Origin of the sequence: Streptomyces niveiscabiei, assembly GCF_033794345.1 — a bacterium.
In the GTDB taxonomy this organism is placed as follows: domain Bacteria; phylum Actinomycetota; class Actinomycetes; order Streptomycetales; family Streptomycetaceae; genus Streptomyces; species Streptomyces niveiscabiei.
The window spans coordinates 16,301-34,996 of sequence record NZ_JARAYJ010000024.1; the positions used below are offsets into that span (position 1 = coordinate 16,301).

The 18,696-nt window shown below is 71.4% G+C and carries 17 protein-coding genes; 9 read left to right on the forward strand and 8 right to left on the reverse strand.

What is annotated here, in order from left to right; all coding sequences use genetic code 11:
- Positions 1 to 30 precede the first annotated feature (30 nt).
- Genes PV682_RS28325 through PV682_RS28340 form a run of 4 tightly spaced genes read right to left on the reverse strand, consistent with a single transcriptional unit; the run spans position 31 to position 3,996 of the window.
- Complete coding sequence (locus PV682_RS28325; protein ID WP_319734640.1) at positions 31 to 1,662, reverse strand: ABC transporter permease; 1,632 nt, start codon at positions 1,660 to 1,662, stop codon at positions 31 to 33.
- Entirely contained in the window at positions 1,659 to 2,558 is a 900-nt protein-coding gene (locus PV682_RS28330) for an ABC transporter ATP-binding protein (protein ID WP_319734641.1), read from the reverse strand. The genes PV682_RS28325 and PV682_RS28330 overlap by 4 nt, the downstream gene beginning before the upstream one ends.
- The gene (locus PV682_RS28335; RefSeq protein WP_319734642.1) at positions 2,555 to 3,385 is read right to left on the reverse strand and encodes a cupin domain-containing protein; all 831 of its coding nucleotides are present in this window, start codon (positions 3,383 to 3,385) and stop codon (positions 2,555 to 2,557) included. The genes PV682_RS28330 and PV682_RS28335 overlap by 4 nt, the downstream gene beginning before the upstream one ends.
- Positions 3,382 to 3,996 carry an RNA polymerase sigma factor gene (locus PV682_RS28340; RefSeq protein WP_319734643.1) on the reverse strand — a complete coding sequence of 205 codons (615 nt, stop codon included), beginning with the start codon at positions 3,994 to 3,996 and terminating at the stop codon, positions 3,382 to 3,384. The genes PV682_RS28335 and PV682_RS28340 overlap by 4 nt, the downstream gene beginning before the upstream one ends.
- A gap of 505 nt (positions 3,997 to 4,501) precedes the next feature.
- Here PV682_RS28340 and PV682_RS28345 point away from each other — a divergent pair.
- The 4 genes from PV682_RS28345 (at position 4,502) to PV682_RS28360 (ending at position 7,582) form a co-directional block, all read left to right on the forward strand.
- Positions 4,502 to 4,819 (forward strand): hypothetical protein, encoded by a 318-nt coding sequence (locus PV682_RS28345; RefSeq protein WP_319734644.1) that lies wholly within the window; start codon positions 4,502 to 4,504, stop codon positions 4,817 to 4,819.
- A gap of 216 nt (positions 4,820 to 5,035) precedes the next feature.
- Positions 5,036 to 5,542 (forward strand): hypothetical protein, encoded by a 507-nt coding sequence (locus PV682_RS28350; protein ID WP_319734645.1) that lies wholly within the window; start codon positions 5,036 to 5,038, stop codon positions 5,540 to 5,542.
- A 518-nt stretch (positions 5,543 to 6,060) separates the two neighbouring features.
- Positions 6,061 to 6,876, forward strand: coding sequence for an RICIN domain-containing protein (locus tag PV682_RS28355; protein ID WP_319734646.1), 816 nt, complete (start codon positions 6,061 to 6,063; stop codon positions 6,874 to 6,876).
- Positions 6,821 to 7,582, forward strand: a complete 762-nt coding sequence (locus tag PV682_RS28360; protein WP_319734647.1) for a hypothetical protein — start codon at positions 6,821 to 6,823, stop codon at positions 7,580 to 7,582. The genes PV682_RS28355 and PV682_RS28360 overlap by 56 nt, the downstream gene beginning before the upstream one ends.
- Here PV682_RS28360 and PV682_RS44560 read toward each other — a convergent pair.
- Positions 7,567 to 9,537 (reverse strand): ATP-binding protein, encoded by a 1,971-nt coding sequence (locus PV682_RS44560; RefSeq protein WP_456154978.1) that lies wholly within the window; start codon positions 9,535 to 9,537, stop codon positions 7,567 to 7,569. The two genes, PV682_RS28360 and PV682_RS44560, sit on opposite strands and share 16 nt — an antisense overlap.
- Positions 9,538 to 9,649: 112 nt before the next feature.
- Positions 9,650 to 11,749, reverse strand: coding sequence for an asparagine synthase-related protein (locus tag PV682_RS28370; protein WP_319734648.1), 2,100 nt, complete (start codon positions 11,747 to 11,749; stop codon positions 9,650 to 9,652).
- Between the two features lie 720 nt (positions 11,750 to 12,469).
- Between PV682_RS28370 and PV682_RS28375 the strand changes: the two genes are divergently transcribed.
- Both PV682_RS28375 and lhgO read left to right on the forward strand, forming a co-directional pair.
- Positions 12,470 to 13,894 (forward strand): MFS transporter, encoded by a 1,425-nt coding sequence (locus PV682_RS28375; protein WP_319734649.1) that lies wholly within the window; start codon positions 12,470 to 12,472, stop codon positions 13,892 to 13,894.
- A 63-nt stretch (positions 13,895 to 13,957) separates the two neighbouring features.
- Entirely contained in the window at positions 13,958 to 15,178 is a 1,221-nt protein-coding gene (lhgO, locus tag PV682_RS28380) for an L-2-hydroxyglutarate oxidase (protein ID WP_319734739.1), read from the forward strand.
- A 76-nt stretch (positions 15,179 to 15,254) separates the two neighbouring features.
- Here the strand turns inward: lhgO and PV682_RS28385 are convergent, their stop codons facing one another.
- Together PV682_RS28385 and PV682_RS28390 are read right to left on the reverse strand one after the other, a co-directional pair.
- Positions 15,255 to 15,470 (reverse strand): DUF397 domain-containing protein, encoded by a 216-nt coding sequence (locus PV682_RS28385; RefSeq protein WP_319734650.1) that lies wholly within the window; start codon positions 15,468 to 15,470, stop codon positions 15,255 to 15,257.
- Complete coding sequence (locus tag PV682_RS28390; RefSeq protein WP_319734651.1) at positions 15,467 to 16,264, reverse strand: helix-turn-helix domain-containing protein; 798 nt, start codon at positions 16,262 to 16,264, stop codon at positions 15,467 to 15,469. Before PV682_RS28390 ends, PV682_RS28385 begins: the two co-directional genes overlap by 4 nt.
- On the opposite strand from PV682_RS28390, the gene tgmA reads away from it, so the two are divergent.
- Genes tgmA through tgmC form a run of 3 tightly spaced genes read left to right on the forward strand, consistent with a single transcriptional unit; the run spans position 16,237 to position 18,693 of the window.
- Entirely contained in the window at positions 16,237 to 16,578 is a 342-nt protein-coding gene (gene tgmA, locus PV682_RS28395) for a putative ATP-grasp-modified RiPP (protein WP_319734740.1), read from the forward strand. The genes PV682_RS28390 and tgmA overlap by 28 nt on opposite strands.
- Position 16,579: 1 nt before the next feature.
- Entirely contained in the window at positions 16,580 to 17,539 is a 960-nt protein-coding gene (tgmB, locus tag PV682_RS28400) for an ATP-grasp ribosomal peptide maturase (RefSeq protein WP_319734652.1), read from the forward strand.
- On the forward strand, positions 17,536 to 18,693 hold the full coding sequence (gene tgmC, locus PV682_RS28405) for an ATP-grasp peptide maturase system methyltransferase (protein WP_319734653.1): 1,158 nt from the start codon (positions 17,536 to 17,538) through the stop codon (positions 18,691 to 18,693). Before tgmB ends, tgmC begins: the two co-directional genes overlap by 4 nt.
- The last annotated feature ends 3 nt before the right edge of the window (positions 18,694 to 18,696 follow it).

Genomic DNA, 18,696 nt, shown 5'->3' on the forward strand with positions numbered 1-18,696 from the left:
TGGATGGCTCGGGGGCATCGGGCTGGGGGGTCAGTCGCGCACACACAACGGAGCCTCCCCTTCATCGGCAGTCGGCGCGGCGGGGGCACGGACGCCGAGGAGTTGCGCCGCCTGCGCAGAGGTAGTGTCCGGATCGGTGAGCTCGTCCCAGTGCCGGTTGACCTTGTTCCCCACCTGGTTGGTGGGCTGGTCCAGCAGTCTCAGAGCAGTCTCGGCGTCGGCCCGCCGGGTGCGGATCATGGTCAGTTTGCCGAAATGGACAAGCCCGCCAAAGCTTCGGTCCAGCTGCGACCGCAACGCGGTGCCGGTTTCCTGCGTTGCCTGGCCGGCCAGCCACAGCATCACGACGCTGCGCGAGCCGCAGACCATCGACTCGACACCGCCCACCGGGCCGCCTTGTCGCGTGCCGGAGCCTTCGGGCGCGCTGCCCTCGACCAGCCGTTCGGCGAAGGCAGTGGCGAGGCCGATGGTGGCATCGTCACCGGAGTCACTGCCGTTGCCCCAATCGGTGCCCACCACCACTGCGCCGGGAGTGCCCGCCCGACGATCGTCCTCGGCCCAGCTGTCTACGGGTATTTGTATCCGCGACAGACCGGTGGACTCGGTGAAGGGACCCACGTGCTGCCGCACGGTGTACTTCTCGGCCCGCACCCGCTCGGGGGCCCAGCGCAGGACTCCCTCCACCACCTTCGACCACTGTTGGTGCCGGTCCACGAACTCCGGGTACGCACAGTAGGTGAGCTGCCCCTGGTGTACGCAGCGTTGCTCGTCGGCCGGCGACTTGAGCGCATGCTCGCGGGCGGCAGTCACCGAATCCGGCGTGGGGCGCAACTGGATGGCGCCGGCTGCCACTGCTCCGACCAGCGCGAGTGCGAAGGCGACCTGCACAACTCTGGTACGCAGCCCGGAGCGCAGCACGGCGACGACCGCGACCGCGGCTGCGAGCAAGAGCAAGTAGAGCAGGTGCCAGACGGCCGGGCGGTACAGGAGCCCGGAGGGCAGAGAGCTGCGGCTGCTGTCCTCCAGTGCGACGGGGCCCCACCAGCGCCAGCCGGAGAACGGGGCGAGACCGGCGACGACAGTGGCGATGCCCACCAGTCCCAGGACGATCGGGCCGGCGGCTACTGACCTGGTGATCATCCCCGTCAGCACGGCGAGCGTGCCGGCGAGCAACACCAAGGCGGGTCCTGTGGCCAGCTCGCTGGGCGATGGGCTGCCCACCGCACCGGGCAGGAGAGACAGCCAGAGCATCCGGGCCCCGCCCAGGAGGGCGGTGAGAACGACGGCCGGGATCACCGCCAGCAGATGGGCCACGGCGCGCTGCCACGGCTGGAGGACCAGCGCCTGGAACCAGGCGTCCGTGTCCTCGCGTGAGGGTCGCAGCACGGCCAGGTGCATGGCCAGGAAGGTGCCGGCGGCCGGCACCAACAGCTGGCTCTGCAGGTATCGGTCCTCATCGTGCAGCACCGGGTAGTCGGTGCTGCCGGAAACCACGGTGGTGTAGATCCACAGGCCCAGGCACAGGGCCAGGGAGCCCAGCAGCGCCGGGTGCTTCAGCAGGCGTCGGGCCTCGACGCGGGCCAGGGCGCGGATCCCGGCCGCCGGGCCGGTGATCGTCAGCGGCATCTCCGGTGCGGCGTTGTCGCGTTCGGTGGTGCTCATGCCCCGGCCCTTTCCGGCACGGAGTTCAGCAGCAGATAGCCGTCTTCCAGGGTGGGTTCGGCGATGTGCGCGCCCTCGGGCGGCAGGCCGATGTTGCGGTACTGGCCGGCGCCGGTGCGCCAGCCGGCGACGGAGCGTGGGTCCTTGTCCTGGCTGTACCAGACCCGGCCGCGGGCTACCTCGCTGAGGCCTTGCGGGGTGGTGTCGTGGACCACCCGGCCTGCGCTGAGAACCACCACGCGGCTGCACAGGGCGGCGACATCCTCGGTCTGGTGGGTGGAGAGCAGGACCGTGCGGCCTTCTCCCAGGTCTGCGATCAGCTCGCGAAAGCGCAGGCGTTGCTCCGGGTCCAGGCCCACCGTCGGCTCGTCGAGGATCAGTAGTTCCGGGTCGCCGATCAGTGTGGCGGCCAGCGCCACGCGCTGGCGCATGCCGCCGGAGAGCGCCTTCATCTTCTTGCTGCGTTCGGTGTGCATCCCCACCGCCTCCAGAACCTCTCGCACCTCGGCGTGGCGTGATGCGCGAACGGTGTGTTCCTTCAAGATGGCGACGTAGTCGACGAACTCGAAGGCCGTGAAGTGCCGGTGGAAGCCCGGGGCCTGGGGAAGGTAACCCACGCGGCGACGGATCTCCTGGCGCTGGTCGGGGCTCAGCGGGTCGCGGCCGAGGACCTGAACGGTGCCGGCGGTGGGGACCAGCGCCGTGGCCAGGATGCGCAGCAGAGTGGTCTTGCCGGCCCCGTTGGGGCCGAGCAGCCCGGTGACACCGCGGGTCAGGTGCAGTGTCACATCGTTCAGGGCAAGCGTGTGGCGGTAGCGCACGGTCAGCCCCTGCACGGAGGTGGGCGTGGTGTCGGAGACGGGGCCTGTGGCCGCGGCGGAGGTGTTGCGCGTCATAACCGTGTTCCCTTCTCGAAGTCGAAGTCGGCGCGCAGCCGCACCAGCATCAGCAGCGCGGTGAGCAACAGCACCGCCAGGGCCCCCTGCCCGGCGGGGGAGAACAGCACGACGGAGTGGTGTGTGAACGCCACCGCGCCCACCCAGGCCGCACCCGTGGCGCCGGCTGCCGGGACTGCGCCGATCCGGGGCAGCAGGAGCAGGCTGAGCACGGTCAGCAATGCCGACGGGAGTAGCCAGCCGAAGGCGACGTAACTCAGGTGCGGCAGGGCGAAGGACACGCTCGCCGTCAAGACCGTGGTGACGGCCAGGACCGCACACGCCCGCAGCAGGACCAGCCGAAACGCGCTCGGGGCGGCGACCTGCCCCAGCTCGTACGCCGGGTCGAAGCGCCTGGCGAGGGAGCCCGCCACTCCAGCGGCCGGCAGCAGCGGTGCGATCGCCAGGAATGTCAGCGGCGCACCACCAGGCTGTACCAACCGTGCGCTGAGCACGGCGAAGAGCAGCGTCACGGCGGTGCCGCACAGCCACGAAGCGCGCAGCGCCGGGGTGGCGACCAGCAGCCGCGCCACATGGTCCGGCACGCGGATCGCCAGCAACAGCCGTTCCCAGCGTGCCGGGCTGGGAAGGTCGATGGCGTGGTCAAGGCGCTGCCAGATCCGCTCAAGCGACCGGGTGTCTGTGAAGTCGGCCAGCCGTGTGCGGCAATGTGCGCAGCGGTCGAGATGCGGCTCGATGCGATGCCGCGGGCCCGCCGCGAGGGCGCCGCTTGCGTAGTGGCGCAGCACCTCGTCGGGCGGATGCGGATACGGCGTGTCGATGGTCATGGGTCCTGTCTCCCTTCCCGGCCCGTATGACCACGCGTCGGGTCATCGGCCTCGCCGGAGCGGTCGAGTTCTTCGCGCAGCAGGCGACGCGCCCGCATCGTGCGGGTCTTGACCGTCCCCGGGGGCACCCGCAGCCGTCGCGCGGCCTGCCGCGTCGTCAGCCCGTCCACCACGGTTGCCTGCACAACCTCACGCAGATCCGGGGAAAGCTTGCCCAGGGCGGCTTCCAGCGGGCCGAACCGACCTGTCGCCAGAACCAGGTCCTCAGCGGACGGATTCACGGGCGCCCGCAGCCCGTACAGCGCCCGCTGCAGGCGGCTGTGTACCCCATGCGTGCGCGCCTCGTCCGTCAAGCGCCGGGCGGCGATGCGCCACAACCAGCCGCCGAAATCCCGCACCACCGGCTGACGGCCTTCGGTGCACCGTCGCCACACAGCCAGGAAGGTTTCCTGGACGATGTCGTCGAGTTGCCCCGGGTCGGCGCAGCGGTAACGCAGCCGGGTGGCGAGCCAGGGCGCATAGCAGCGGTACAGCGTCTCGAACGCGGCCCGATCACCCTCGCCCAGCGCGGCTAACAGCTCATCGTCCCCGTCCTGTTCCCCCGTCTCCACTCCTGCACCTCCCTCCGTCCCTGCCAACTCACACCTGCTCGTCGGACGCAGACCACCGAACGGTTCGCATCGATCATGTGACCTGCATCACATCTCCAGCCCCGGTGTCGATGCCTCCGCATTCCACTTGCGGACCGCCCTTGCGATCCCGACCGGTGGTCGACAACGGTCGGCTGCCGACGGGGCGATCACGACAGAGAGCCACTCCGGACAGCCACCGATGAAGCAGCACTGCCGGAACGTGGCGCTGTCCACTGCCGTCTCGATATCGCACTTCCATAACCATGCCGACATGCCGCACACCGCAGCCATCACCCCTGCCCGCAGCAGCCGATGCAATGACCATGAAAACCGGGAAAGATCGCGATTCATCCCTTCCTCCGGGACGGCTAATTCCGCCTCTCGGCCCTCACATGAACTCATTTACACGACTTTCGCGCACGCTTAGCGTGACCACGTAAAAATCCCTCACCAACTCCAGACCAAGGAGGCACAGTTGCGTTCCATGAAACGAGGATTGGCGCTCGCCGCCACCGTCGCGGCGCTGAGCATGGGCGCTGTCGGCACCGCCAGTGCAGAAACTCACGTGGCCCCGTCGGCGAAGTCGGACGCGGGCATACTCGCAGCCCCGCCGCAGTGCATCGAGGCGTGGTACTCCGACGGATACGCCTACGCCGACAGCGAGTGCGGGAGCAGCTACCGGATCAAGTTCGCGTGGGCGTACGGCGCTGACAGCGAATGCTTCACCATTGGCCCCGGCGAGTTATGGAGTCAGAAGAGAGCACACTCCTGGATGCGTTTCGACGGCATCAGGTCGTGCTGACGCACAGCAACTGGCGACCACTGTCGCCCAAGTGACGGTGCGGCCTCCCGAACTCGACCTTCGGGAGGCCGCACTCTTTCGCCATGATGCCAGAGCGTGTAATCGGCCCGTACCCACCCGAGCCGTGGCCGCGCAGCGACTTGGCCGACGGCACACCTTGGCTGCGCACCGGAAGCGCGGGACATTAAACGATGTCGTCTATTCCAGGGGGCGTATATGACGCTGACGCCGGTTCATCGGCACGACGGTGACCGAAGAGAGATCGACGGATGGTTCGACCTCAACGACATCAAAGCCTCGTACCCCGAAGCAGACACGATCTCGGACGAGGAGTTCGAGCGCCGCCGCCGGTCGAGGAAGGCCGGAGCCATCCGGGCCACACGAAACACCCTCCTGCGTACCGGAGAGCGCCGCTGGGTGCTGGAGTCCCACGTAATCCCGCACGACACCGGCACGCGGCACGCCGTCAAAGATCGGTACCGGTTCCTGACCGACGATCAGGCCCTGGCCTGGCTCACCCGCAATGGCCACGAGCAGACCATCCAGCATTGGCTCCATGACCTACCGCCCGAGCGCGGGCCGGGGCGCCCTGAGATCGGTGGCCGCGTGCAGGTACGGCTGGGTGGGCTGCTTGACGCAGTGGACTCCTACGCCGACCAGAACGCCTGCTCGCGCGCCGAAGCCGTTCGTGCCCTCGTCGCGATCGGGCTGCGAAGCGCGTAGCGCCTTTACGCCCGGCGGGAGCAGCGCTTATGGCCGTGCTCCTCAGCGCCGCGACGATCGACGGACTCCGCGCAGGCCGCGTCCTCCCCTGATGGCGCCTCGGCCTGCGCCGCCAGGAACGTACCCGGCGGTCATGAGGACGGCGCTCGGCCGCCGCGTGCTCCAACGCCACCGCGTCCAGTCGGAAGCTCCGGACCGATGGTGTGTCGCCGCGTCCGTCGAAGGACCGCCGGTACCGGATCACAGATCCCGCCGAGGAGGGTGCCGGCCACGGCTATGACGCTGGACCACATGAGGGGACTCCTGGAGGGGACGTGCGTACAGGGGAGTCCAGTTTTACGGGGGAGGCATCTGCCCAACACGGAGAAGCGGGTACCCACCCCCGTAGAACGACGCATCCCCGGGAGCGGGCCCGCACTGATCCTGGCCGCATGACGCCCAGCAGGCGGGGCGCAACCGCCGACCCGGTCAGCGGCACCACCTGAAAGAGTCTCTGGGCGACCGTGTGCCTGGCGGTCGTGGGCAGCTCCGTGGCCATGGTCGACACCGCCTCCGCGCAGACCGCGGACACGAACACCTGGTACACGCTGGTCAACCGCAACACCGGCAAGGCGCTGGACGACTACGGCTCCGCCACAAACGACGGCGCTCCGGTGGTGCAGTGGAGCCGTACCGGCGCGGCCAATCAGCAGTGGAAGTTCCTCGACTCGGGTGACGGGTACTACCGGCTACTGAACCGGGCCTCCGGCAAGGTGCTGGACGACAGCGGGTGGTCGAAGACCGAGGGCTCCGAGCTGGTGCAGTGGAGCGACGGGAACAGCGCCAACCAGCAGTGGCGCATGGCGGACTCGCCGGACGGCTACGTACGTCTGGTCAACCGCTTCAGCGGCATGGCGGCGGAGGTCCCACTCAACGCCAAGGCCGACGGGGGCCACATCGCCCAGGCCCACGACTGGAACGGCGCCAACCAGCAGTGGCAGCTCGCCCCGGCCGGCAGCGCCTCGGCGAAGAGCTTCATGGGCGGCGGCACGGTGCTCGTCGGCGCCCAGATGGACGACCCCACCGCAGCCGCCGCGCCGTTCGACATGCGGTACGCCTGCATCCACAGCCAGCCCGCGCCTTCCTCGGACTACTACACGGCCGCGCGCTGCAAGGACGAGTGGAAGAGCTGGTGGGGCTGCTGGGGCGGCAGCAGCACGGCGCCCGGAAACCAGGTGACCTGGGCGGGACTCCGTGGCGGCCCAGGCGACGTACAAGGGCAATCCACGTCCGCAGAAGATGCTCTGGAGCTGGTACTCCCTGCGGGACCTCGGGGACGCGGCGGGCGAGGGTGACGGCCCCGGCGAGGTCAAGGCCATCAACAGGACCGACCTGCTCACCCGGTACCTGAACGACTACCGCTTCTTCCTCCAGAAGATCGGCACGTCACAGGACATGATCGACCTGGAGCCCGGCTTCTGGGGCTACGTCCGCTCGCTCGGCGATCTGCACAAGGTTCCCGCGCAGGTCAAGGCCGCGAACCCGACGGACTGCGGCTGGCAGGAGAACAGCGCCACCGGCCTGGCCCAGTGCCTGATCTCGATGGCCCGCACGTACGCGCCGAACGCCGGCGTGGGGCTGCACCTCTCCTGCTTCAACTGGCAGACCGACACCCAGGCGTGCGTCAAGGACTACGCGGACCTCGGGGCGAAGAACGCCGATGCCCTGCCCGCCCAGGGCAGCCGTAACACCTACTGGAACGACCAGAAGGCCGCCGCCGCGCTCGGGTTCTACAAGACGATGTCCGAGTCGGTGGGCAAGCCGGTCGTCCTGTGGCAGATCCCCCTCGGCAACATGGCGCAGAACAACACCTACCAGCACTACCAGGACGACAAGGTCGACTGGCTCTTCTCCCACATGTGGCAGGTGGCGAACGCGCACATCGCCGGCCTGTTCTTCGGCGCCGAGTGGTTCGACCAGACGTCGCCCGAGACCGACGGCGGGAACCTGGTCAACAAGGCGACCGCGTACCGCAACGCGGGCGGCTACGCGCTCCAGTAGCCACCGGCTGCTACGCGGTAGGTACCCGGGTCGCCGCCCACCACGTGGCGACCTGGGTACGGCGACCGCAGCCGAGCTTGGTCATGATGCTGTCCATGTGGCCGCCGACCGTACGCGGCGACAGCACCAGCTCGGCGGCGATCTGCCGGTTGGTCATGCCCTCCGCGACCAGTGCGGCGACCTGCCGTTCCCGGCGGCTCAGCGGGCTCGGCGCGGTGGCCGCCGGAGCCTCCGGCCCGCCGCCGGACACGGTCCCGGTGTCCAGGGCGAGCGCGACGGCGCGGGCCGGGCTGTCGTGCCGGGCGCCCTCCGCGAGGGCCTTCTCGTAACCGGCCGGGCCCAGGGCGGAGCCGACCGCTTCCTCGCAGCGGGCCCGGTGCGCGCCGAGCGCGGAGACGGGGGCAGTCCCCGATGTCCCGGGTCAGGGCGTGCACGGCGCCGAGCAGCTGGGCCGCCCGCTCGTGGTCGCCCAGGGACGCGGTGCTCCAGGCGAACACCTCCAGGGCCGCCGCAGTGCCGGCGTAGTCGTTGAAGCCCCGCAGGATCTCCAGCGCGGCCCGCGTCAGCGCCGTCCCCTCGTCCCTGTCACCGCGTGCCCAGAGCACGTAGCCCAGCGCCCACTTCGCGTACGCCCCGTACAGCCGCTCCCCGGAGGCTTCCGCGAGCCGCACCGCGCGCCTGCCCGTCTCCTCCGCCGCGCGCGGGTCCCCGAGGAAGATCTGGGCGATCACCAGCTGGAACAGCCACAACAGTTGCTCCGGCTCCTCCCCCGCCTTCTCGTGAGCGGCCAGCGCCCCTTCGTACAGGGGAACGGCCTGCGCCATCCGCCCCTGGAAGGCCGCCGACGCGCCACGGTAGCCCTGGATGTACGGCTGGACCGACGCGTCGTCCAGCTCGTCGGCCTCGTCCAGCCAGCGGCCGGCCGTCGCGAGGTAGCCGTCGGCGCACCAGTGGAAGCGGAGGGCTGTTGCCAGGCGGAGCGCTTCCTGTGCGTCGGCGGGATCCGGCTGGTGCGCCCCGACGTCCAGGGCCACCCGGACATTGCCGTGCTCGGCACGCATCCGGGCCAGCGCCTCTTCCTGGCCGGGACCGAACCAGCCGGAGGCCGTGCGCTCGGCGAGGTCGAGGAAGAAATCGCGGTGCCGCCGCAGCAGCCGTCGCTCTTCACCCGAATCACCCGCATCACCCGAACCCGACTCGTCGAGCCGCTCCCGCCCGCGCTGGCGTGGAAGCGTGGTCCGGCAACCGCCGGTGAGCAGCGCGAAGCGGTCCTCCAGTCGCTCCACGACCTGTTCGACCGTCAGCGTCCGCAGCCGCACGGCGGCCAGTTCGATGGCCAGGGGCAGCCCGTCGAGGTCGGCGCACAGCCAGGCGGCCCCGGCGCGGTCGCCGTCGGTGACGCGGAAGTCCGGCCGTACGGCGGCGGCCCGCTCCCGCAGCAGTTCGACCGCCTCGTCCGGTATCGACAGCGGGGGGACGACGAAGACGTTCTCGCCCGTGCCCCCCGGTGTCCGGCGGCTTGTCGCCAGGACGCGCAGCTCCGGGCAGGCCGACAGCAGCGCCTTCGCCAGCCCCCCGGACGCGTCGGTCAGGTGCTCGCAGTTGTCCAGCACGATCAGCGCCCGGTGCCGGGCCAGATGGTCCGTGAGCCGGTCGAGGGCGGGCCTGGCGCCACGGTCCGGGACCCGCAGCGCACCCGCGGTCTCGGCGGCCACCGCCGACGGGTCGCGCACCGAGGCCAGGTCGACGACCCACACGCCGTCCGGGAATGCCTTCCTTGAGGCCCCGGCAGCCTCCAGCGCCAGCCGCGTCTTGCCCACACCGCCCGCCCTGGTGAGCGTCACCAGCCGAGCGACGCCGAGCAGGCGGCGGATCTCGCCGAGTTCGCGGCGCCTGCCGACGAAGCTGTTGAGGGCAGCGGGCAGATTACCCGCGGCAGGGCTGACAGCGGCCAAGATCAACCCCCATCACATGATCACACGGGCGTACAAAATGTCCCCTGAGGCTAGCAAGAGGAGCAAGTGCCTCGAATGTGACATTTCCGGCACGCTGCGAGCCGGGCCGCCCTCAGCCCCCCGAGGACAACGCCCCCCGCCTCGGCGCGATCCCGGCAGGCACCGCGCGCGCCCGCGCGGGTGTGCCGGTCCAGCACGTCCCCCTGCGCGCGAGGAGCCTCCCCAGCCACAGCTCCAGCGACACCAGGTCGGCGAGCCCCGCGAGGGGCAACGGCTCCCCCGCAGCCGCCGCCCGGACCGCCTTGCGTACGACCCGTGCCTCGACGAGCCCCGCCTCGGCGAGCAGCGGCGTCTCGAAGAGCGTCAGGACGCTCCCTGTCGCCGCCCGCAACCCCGCGCGAGCCGTCGCGGTCGCGGAACCCGGCGTCGGGGTGCCCCATCCGGGCGGCAACTCCCCCACCCCCGAAGCCTTCAGCACCCGGCGAAGGATCGCCGCACGCGCCCCCGGCTGCACCCGAAGCGTCTCCGGCAGCGCCTGACAGGCGCGGACCACCTGGTTGTCGAGGTAGGGCGCGTGGAGCCGCTGGGAGCGGATCTCGGTGGCCTGCTCCAGGACGCGCAGGTCGGCGGCGTGCCGGGCGAGAGCCGCACGCGCGCGGTGGTCGCCGGGTCTCTGCCCGGGCCCGACCGCGCGGGACGTGGAGGACTGGAGGCGAACCGATACTTCAGCGAGCGCCTCGCCGGTGAGCCAGCGGGCGGCGGGCCCGGCGGGAGCCCAGGTGAGGGCGGCGAGGGACGCGCCCACGGCCCCCGGCGTGTCCTCGAAGCGCCGGGACAGCAGACGGTCGGCGAGGGACTCCAGCCCGGCGGCGTAGGGCGTGCGCGCGAGCCGCCGGGCGGCGCCGTACACGCGCGCGGGGACGAGCACCGACCCGTCGGCCTTCGTCAACGCGGCCATGGGCCGGACGAGATGGCGCCGCTTGCGGTCCATCAGGAGGTCGGCGAGGCGGGCGGGATGCGCGTCGAGGGCCTGCCGGGCGCCGTGCCCCGTGAAGTGGTCCGCGCTGCCCGCTGCGAGCCGTGCGCGGTGCCGGGCGGCCAGGACGAGGGAGGGGCCGGGTTCGTCCGTCAGCGGGCCGTCCAGGGCCGCGTAGGGGAGCATCTCGGCGTCGCCGGTGACGACGACGTGGTGGAGGCGGGGGTTCGCGGCGAGCTCGCCGGCCCGCTCCAGCTCCTCCTGCTGACGCCGGGAGGTCAGGTCGTTGAAGGTCACCGCGAGGAGCCGCTCGCCCGCGCCGGTGCCGTGCCCGAGGAGCGTCCCCGGTCTCCCGGGCAGCCCGGCGGCGAGCAGGGCGAGGGTCCCCGAGGCGGGCCCGCCCGTCAGGTCCGCCCCGATCCCCGGCACCGGCATCCCGCGCGCGGCACGCCGTTCGGCGGGCCCCATCCCGGGCACGGGCCCGGGGTCCATGTCGGGCACATGCCGGGGCGCCGACAGGCGCGTACGCACCGCCTCGACGAGCGCGTCCCGCACCCCCTCGACGGCGCTGTCCGGATCGGTGGACGCGGCGGCGACGGCGAGCGAGGCGACCGGCTCGTAGTTCGCGACCTCCCGCGCGCCCGCGCGAAGGACGAGCGCGTGCCCCGGGGGCACACGTCGCACGCCGTCGTAGGGCGTCGAATCGAGGAGGGCGGCCGGTACGTCGGGTGCCGCGAGCAGCGCGGCGAGGTGCCCGAAGTCGAGGTTGGCCTCGACGAGGTCGGCGAGCGGGAGCGCGGCGGTCGCGTACGCCGTACCGCCCGCCCAGGGCGTGTGGAAGACGGGGCGCGCGCCCGCGAGGTCGCCGCAGACGGTGATCCGGCGGTCGACCTGGACGACGGCGGTGTAGCTGCCGGGCCAGGCGGTGAGGTGCCGCAGGGCGCCGCCACGGGCCGCCAGCAGCCCGACGCGCAACTGCTCGTCGCTGGCGCCGCAGAGGCCGAGTACGGCGATCCTGGTGCGCTCGTCGGCGCGCACGACGCGGATCTCGTCGGGCCGCCAGTCGCCGACGGCCCACAGGGGGTCGGGGTCGCCCCACAGGAGCTGCGAGCCGACCGGCTGGACGACCTCGCCGTCGAGGCCGACGGCGCCGCCGCCGTCGTACCCGCCGTAGGGGTCACCGAAGCCCGGCGCGGACCCCGCGGCGGTCATGCTCCAACCCACCAACCACCGCATCGACGCCTCCACAGGCTGTGGACAACCGGTGCACCGTACGAACCGATTCACCATGCTGCCACGAAGAACGCGCCCATGACGGAAGGCAGAACGCCTGACAGGCACCGCAACGCGCCTACGCGCGCGTGCCGTTGCCGAGGTCGGGACCCCGGTACACCCCCGCGTGCGCCCCCGCGCCCGCGACGTGAATGCGCCCCCGATACGCTCCCCCCGGACGCCCTGTGCGCCCTCGATTCCCATGGTCGGGGCCTTGATCACCTGGCGGCCCGAGGGGCGTTTTTCGGCCAAATCCGTAGCGTGACGCGGCGATTGCGGAAGCTTCCGGGAACGCCGCGCACACGCTCCGTACACGGCCCGCACGACCCTGTGCGAGCGCGCGATCCGGGAGACGGGGTTCGCCCCCCGGACCGTTCCGCCGCCCGCGGGGATGTAGGCGGCGGTGTCCCCCAGCCCACTGGATCCAGTACAGCGGGCCGACCCACGCAGGGCCCATCGAAGCGCTCCCGCGATGGCCGGAGAAGAGCGCACGCACAGGCGCACGGCCACACAGCGGGAGCACATCGCGACGGACCGCTACGGAGCCCGCACTTCCGTACGGGCAACAATCCCGCCAACCGGAACAATGCCTCTTAACGCTTGGGATGCGGCGAACTACGCTGGGTTTACGAATGCCGCGTGGTTATGCCAGCGCGGCAGCCGTCTGTGTCGAGGGGTGGCGCAATGTCCAGGGAGCAACGCGGGCCGAACGAAAAACTCGGCGCCGTTCTCGCCCTCGCGGGAATCAGCAACGCGGGGCTCGCGCGTCGCGTCAACGACTTAGGCGCGCAACGCGGGTTGACGCTGCGGTACGACAAGACGTCCGTGGCGCGCTGGGTGTCGAAGGGGATGGTCCCCCAGGGGGCCGCGCCGCACCTCATCGCCGCCGCGATCGGCCAGAAGCTCGGCCGGCCCGTCCCGCTGCACGAGATCGGCCTCGCCGACGCCGATCCCGCGCCCGAGGTGGGCCTCGCCTTCCCCCGGGACGTCGGCCAGGCCGTCCGCTCCGCGACCGAGCTGTACCGGCTCGACCTCGCGGGCAGGCGCGCGGGCTCCGGCGGCATCTGGCAGTCCCTCGCGGGCTCGTTCGCCGTCAGCGCGTACGCGACACCCGCCTCCCGGTGGCTCATAACCCCGGCCGACAGCTCCGTCGCCCGCGAGGCGCCCCTCGCGGAGAGCGCGGGCGCGCCGGTCAGAGTCGGCCACAGCGACGTCCGCAAGCTCCGGGAGGCCGCCGAGGACGCGCGCCGCTGGGACTCCAAGTACGGCGGCGGCGACTGGCGTTCGTCCATGGTCCCCGAGTGCCTGCGCGTGGAGGCCGCGCCGCTGCTGCTGGGCGCGTACTCCGACGAGGTCGGCCGCGCCCTCTTCGGCGCCACCGCCGAACTCACCCGCCTCGCCGGATGGATGGCCTTCGACACCGGCCAGCAGGAGGCCGCCCAGCGGTACTACATCCAGGCGCTGCGCCTCGCGCGCGCGGCGGCCGACGTCCCCCTCGGGGGCTACGTCCTCGCCTCGATGTCCCTCCAGGCCACCTACAGAGGCTTCGGCGACGAGGGCGTCGACCTCGCCCAGGCCGCCCTGGAGCGCAACCGGGGCCTCGCGACCGCGCGCACGATGAGCTTCTTCCGCCTCGTCGAGGCCCGCGCGCACGCCCGCGCGGGCGACGCACACGCGGCGGGCGCCGCGCTGCGCGCCGCCGAGGGCTGGCTGGAGCGCGCGCGCGAGGGCGACAGCGACCCCTCCTGGCTCGGCTTCTACTCCTACGACCGCTTCGCCGCCGACGCCGCCGAGTGCTACCGCGACCTCAAGGCGCCCCGCCAGGTCCGCCGCTTCACCGAACAGGCCCTCTCCCAGCCCACCGAGGAGTTCGTCCGCTCCCACGGCCTGCGCCTCGTCGTCTCCGCCGTCGCCGAGCTGGAGTCCGGCAACCTCGACGCGGCCTGCGAACAGGGCGTGCGCGCCGTCGAGGTCGCCGGCCGCATCTCCTCCGTCCGCACCACCGAGTACGTCAAGGACCTGCTCCACCGCCTGGAGCCCTACGGCGACGAGCCGCGCGTCGTGGAACTCCGCGAGCGGGCCCGGCCGCTGCTGATGACACCCGCGTAGTTTCCCGGCGTTCTCGACGTTTGAGGGCGTTGTCAGTGGCGCAGTGCACTATCGAGAGTGGAGGTGGTGCTCGTGTCCGGTGGGGTTCCGTACGACTGTGACGTGCTGATCGTCGGTGGCGGCATCGTGGGGCTCGCCACCGCGTACGCCGTCAGCCGTGCCGCCCCCGGGACGAAGGTCGCCGTCCTGGAGAAGGAGACCGCTCCCGCGCGCCACCAGACCGGCCACAACAGCGGCGTCATCCACAGCGGGATCTACTACCGCCCCGGCTCCCTGAAGGCCCGGTACGCCGTCCAGGGCGGCGCCGAGATGGTCAAGTTCTGCGCCGAGTACGGCATCGCCCACGAGGTCACCGGCAAGCTGATCGTCGCGACGGACCGCGCGGAACTGCCCCGCCTGCACGCGCTGGTGCAACGAGGCCGGGAAAACGGCATCACCGTACGGGAGTTGGGCAGCGCCCAGATCCAGGAGTACGAGCCCGAGGTGCGCGGCCTCGCCGCCATCCACGTCGGCAGCACCGGCATCTGCGACTACGGCGCCGTCGCCCACGCCCTCGCGGACGCCTCCGGCGCGGACATCCGGTACGACTCCGAGGTCGTCCGCGTCGACCGGCGCGCGCACCGGGGCGTCGCCGTCCTGACGGCTCGCGGCGACGTCGTACGCGGGCGCGTCCTCGTCAACTGCGCCGGGCTGTACTGCGACACGCTGGCCCGCATGACCGGCGACGTACCGCCGGTCCGCATCGTCCCCTTCCGGGGCGAGTACTACGAACTGACGCGTCCCTCTCTGGTACGGGGCCTCGTCTACCCCGTCCCCGACCCCGCCTTCCCCTTCCTCGGCGTCCACCTCACCCGGGGCATCGACGGCGGCGTCCACGTCGGGCCCAACGCCGTTCCCGCGCTCGCCCGGGAGGGGTACGGGTGGGGGGTGGTCCGGGGTTCCGAACTCGCCGCGACCCTGACCTGGCCGGGCGCCTGGCGCATGGGGCGCCGCCACTGGCGCTACGGCGCGGGCGAGATCCACCGCTCCCTGTCCAAGGCCGCCTTCGTCGACGCGGTGCGCCGCATGTTGCCGGGCGTCGAGGAGTCCGACCTCGTGCGCGGCGGCGCGGGCGTCCGGGCCCAAGCCGTCCTCCGGGACGGGGGGCTGGTGGACGACTTCCTCATCCAGGAGGGCGCGCGTGCGGTCCACGTCCTCAACGCACCCTCGCCCGCGGCCACGGCGTCGCTGCCGATCGGGCGGGAGGTGGCGCGGAGGGCGTTGGGGGTGCTGGAGGGGGTGTGACGGAGGCTTCTTCGCCCCTGCACCTCCCCCAACCTCTTCGAGCAGAGAGGTGCCCCCCGGACGGGCTGAAACGGGACTACTGCACGTCGATGCCGCGAGCCGCCAGGGCGATGAGGCCGGTGAAGGCCGCGCGGGTCAGGGTGAGGTGGGGGCCCTCAGGGGACTTGCTGTCACGGACCTTGAACTCGCCGGTCGTACGGGCGTGTTCAGGCGCCCACTCAAGGCACTCACCGCCGTTGTTGCCGCTGTACGAGGAGGCACGCCAACCACTCTGCGGGGCGGTGGAGTTCATGAGTAGCAGTCCTTCAGAACGGAGTCGATCAGAGCGGCCGTCTCGTCCGGCGGCGCGGCGGCGGCCGTAATCAGATCATAGGCTTCACGAGCCTGTCGGACGTCGTCCGGTTCGAGCAGGACGTACCCCCTGGGGTAACCGTCGACGTGCACCGCGTCCGGTCCGTCGCCGAAGGACAGCACACCGAACGGACTGGGGTAACCGTGATACGGCCCCTTGTCAGGAATGATCTGCACCCGGTTGCGCGGAACCTCCGCCAGAGCCCGCAGATGATCGAGCTGTCCCCGCATCACCGCCGAGTCACCGACCCTGTTCCGCAACGCGGCCTCCCCGATGATCACCCACAGACGGGCAGGCTCGTCCTCACGGTGCAGGATCTTCTGGCGGCTCATCCTCGCGGCCACCAACTCCTCCAGGTTCTCCGGACGCCCCGTCCGCAGCACCGCTCGCGCGTACTCCGGCGTCTGCGCCAGGCCGGGCACGAGCTGAGGATGGAACATCCGCACCCAGATCGCCTTCTCCTCCAGCGTGACGTACGGCAGGAACCAGTCCGGGTGGCCGAGGTTGACGAGCCGCGCCCGCAGCCTGGCGTACACCCCTGGTGTCCCCGCGACCCTGTCCACCGCCACCGCAAAGGACTCCGACGCCAGGACCTGCCCGCCCTCGACCTTGCAGACCTGCGCCGCCCCGTACTTCAACTCCTTCGCGAACTCGGCCTGCGACATCCCCAACGCCTCGCGGAGCGCCTTGACTTCGTTGCCGAAGTATTCGGCGCGTACGCCACCCCCGTTCACTATGTGATCGATACGACACAGAGAGTCAAGACTCTCGAAGGGGCACCGTACCCACCTCGCCCCCCTGGGCCGTACGGCGATTGGCGCTGTACCCCGAAGTCGGCCAAGTCCCCTACCTCCGAACCGAGTTGGACCCGGAAACGCAGACGACCCGCTACTTCGACGCTGACGGCACCCGCATCGACATGGGCAACAAGCACGGCACCGGCACGACCACCGCCGACCAGACCTCGACCTCGTCCGACGGAGGCGGCCCGAACCCGCCCCCGCCCTCGGACTCCGACCTCACCGAAGACTCCGACTCGGACACCTGACATGACCGACGCACCGGTTCTCGTCGTCACCGCGCTCGGCGACGTCACAGCCGACCTGGTGCTGGACGAGCTCTACGGCCGGGGCGTCCCGGCCGTACGGCTCGACCCTGCCGCCGACTTCCCGCACGCCGCCCGGATGAGTGCCCGGCTCGGACAGGGCGCCGTCACCGGCGAGGTCACCACCAAGACCCGGCGCCTCGACCTGTCGGACGTCCGCTCCGTCTACTGGCGCCGCCCGACTCCCTTCGGCACGCCGAACGAGCCCCCCGCGCAGCGGTTCGCGGCCGAGCAATCACGCCACGGCTACCTGGGAGTTCTGCACGCGCTTCCCGGAGCCCTGTACGTCAACCACCCCGCGCGAAACCGCGACGCCGAGAACAAGGTGCTCCAGCTCTCCACGGCGGCCCGCCTGGGCTTCTCCGTGCCTGACACCCTCGTCACGAACGTCCCGGCGGACGCCTCGCAGTTCACGGCCGAGCACGGAAGCGTGATCTACAAGCCGGTTCACCGGGTCCACCTCGCCTGCGAGGACGGCCGTAACCGAACCGTCTGGGTACGGCCCGTCCAGGCGGACGAGCTGGACGACTCGATCGCCCTGTGCCCGCATCTCTTTCAAGCCTGCGTCCCGAAGATCGCCGACATCCGCCTCGCCATGATCGGAGACGAAGCCTTCGCGAGCCGCATCGACACCATCGGTGATCACCTCGACTGGCGCCAGGACCAGAGCCTGATCACCTGCGCCCCCGTTGCCGTCCCTCGTCCCGTCCACGACGCCGCGCGGGCCTTCCTTCACACCTTCGGGCTCCGCTTCGGCGCTTTCGACTTCGCCCTCGACGCGGAGGGTCGATGGTGGTTCCTCGAATGCAACCCCAATGGGCAGTGGGCGTTCGTCGACGAGGTCACGACCCGCGCCATCGCGAGCGCACTCGCCGACACCCTCCAGAAAGGCGACACCGTATGACCCGAGAGACCGCCGCCGACCTACGCCACCGCCTCGTCGAACAGCTCGTCGCCGACGGCGAACTGCACGACCCCGAAGTACGTCGCGCGGCTGAGGCGGTCCCCCGTGAAGTGTTCCTCGGCAGCGCGGTCTACCGGCCGGACAGTTCCCCACGCGGCACTGTCTGGACGCCTGTCCGCCGCGACGACATTCCGGCCGACGAATGGCTGCGCCTCACCTACCAGGACCAGACCTGGGTGACCCAGATCGACGGCGTACTCGCCGAGAACGCCACCGGACCTGTCACCGGTCTCAGCCCGACCTCGTCGTCGACCCTGCCCAGCCTCGTCCTCCGAATGATCGAACAGGCCGGTATCGCTCCCGGTAGACGCGTACTCGTCATCGGCACCGGAACCGGCCTCTCCACCGCCTACATCACCGAGGTCGCCGGCGCCGAGAACGTGACCTCGGTCGAGACCGACCCGTCAGTGGCCGAGCGCGCCCGCAAGGCCCTCACCGCGACCGGCCACACCCCCACGCTCATCACCGCCGACGGCCTGCGCGGCCACGCCGCCCGCGCCCCGTACCACGTCGTCATCGCGTTCTGCTCGATGCGGTACGTCCCGTACGAACTGCTCCGCCAGATCGCCCCCGGCGGCACCCTCCTCGTCACCCTCTCCGGCTGGAGCCTCGCGCACGGGCTCGTCCGGCTCACCGTCGGCGACGCAGGCGATACAGCGGACGGCCGCTTCCTGCCCGGCTACACGTCGTTCATGATCGCGCGCCCGCACGACCGCCCGCCGCACGGCGTGTACGACGTCCTGCCGGGGGACGAGCGTCCGAGCCGTATCGACCCCGCCCTCCTCGACGACTGGACCGGCAGTTTCGTCGCCCAGCTCGCCGCGCCCTCGGCGGAACGCCTCGGTGTGGGCGCCGGGCAGGTGCTGCTCGACGTGGCCACCGGCTCGCAGGCCAGGACCCAGGCCGACGGCGACGGCTGGACCGTCACCCGGCGCGGCCCGCTCCCCCTCTGGGACAGCGTCGAGGACGCGATCACCACCTGGCAGGCCCACGGGTCGCCGCACCTCTCCGGGTTCGGCCTGACGATCACCCCGGACGGTCAGCGGGTCTGGCTCGGTACGCCGGACGGCCCGAGCTGGGCGCTGCCCGTCTGAGGT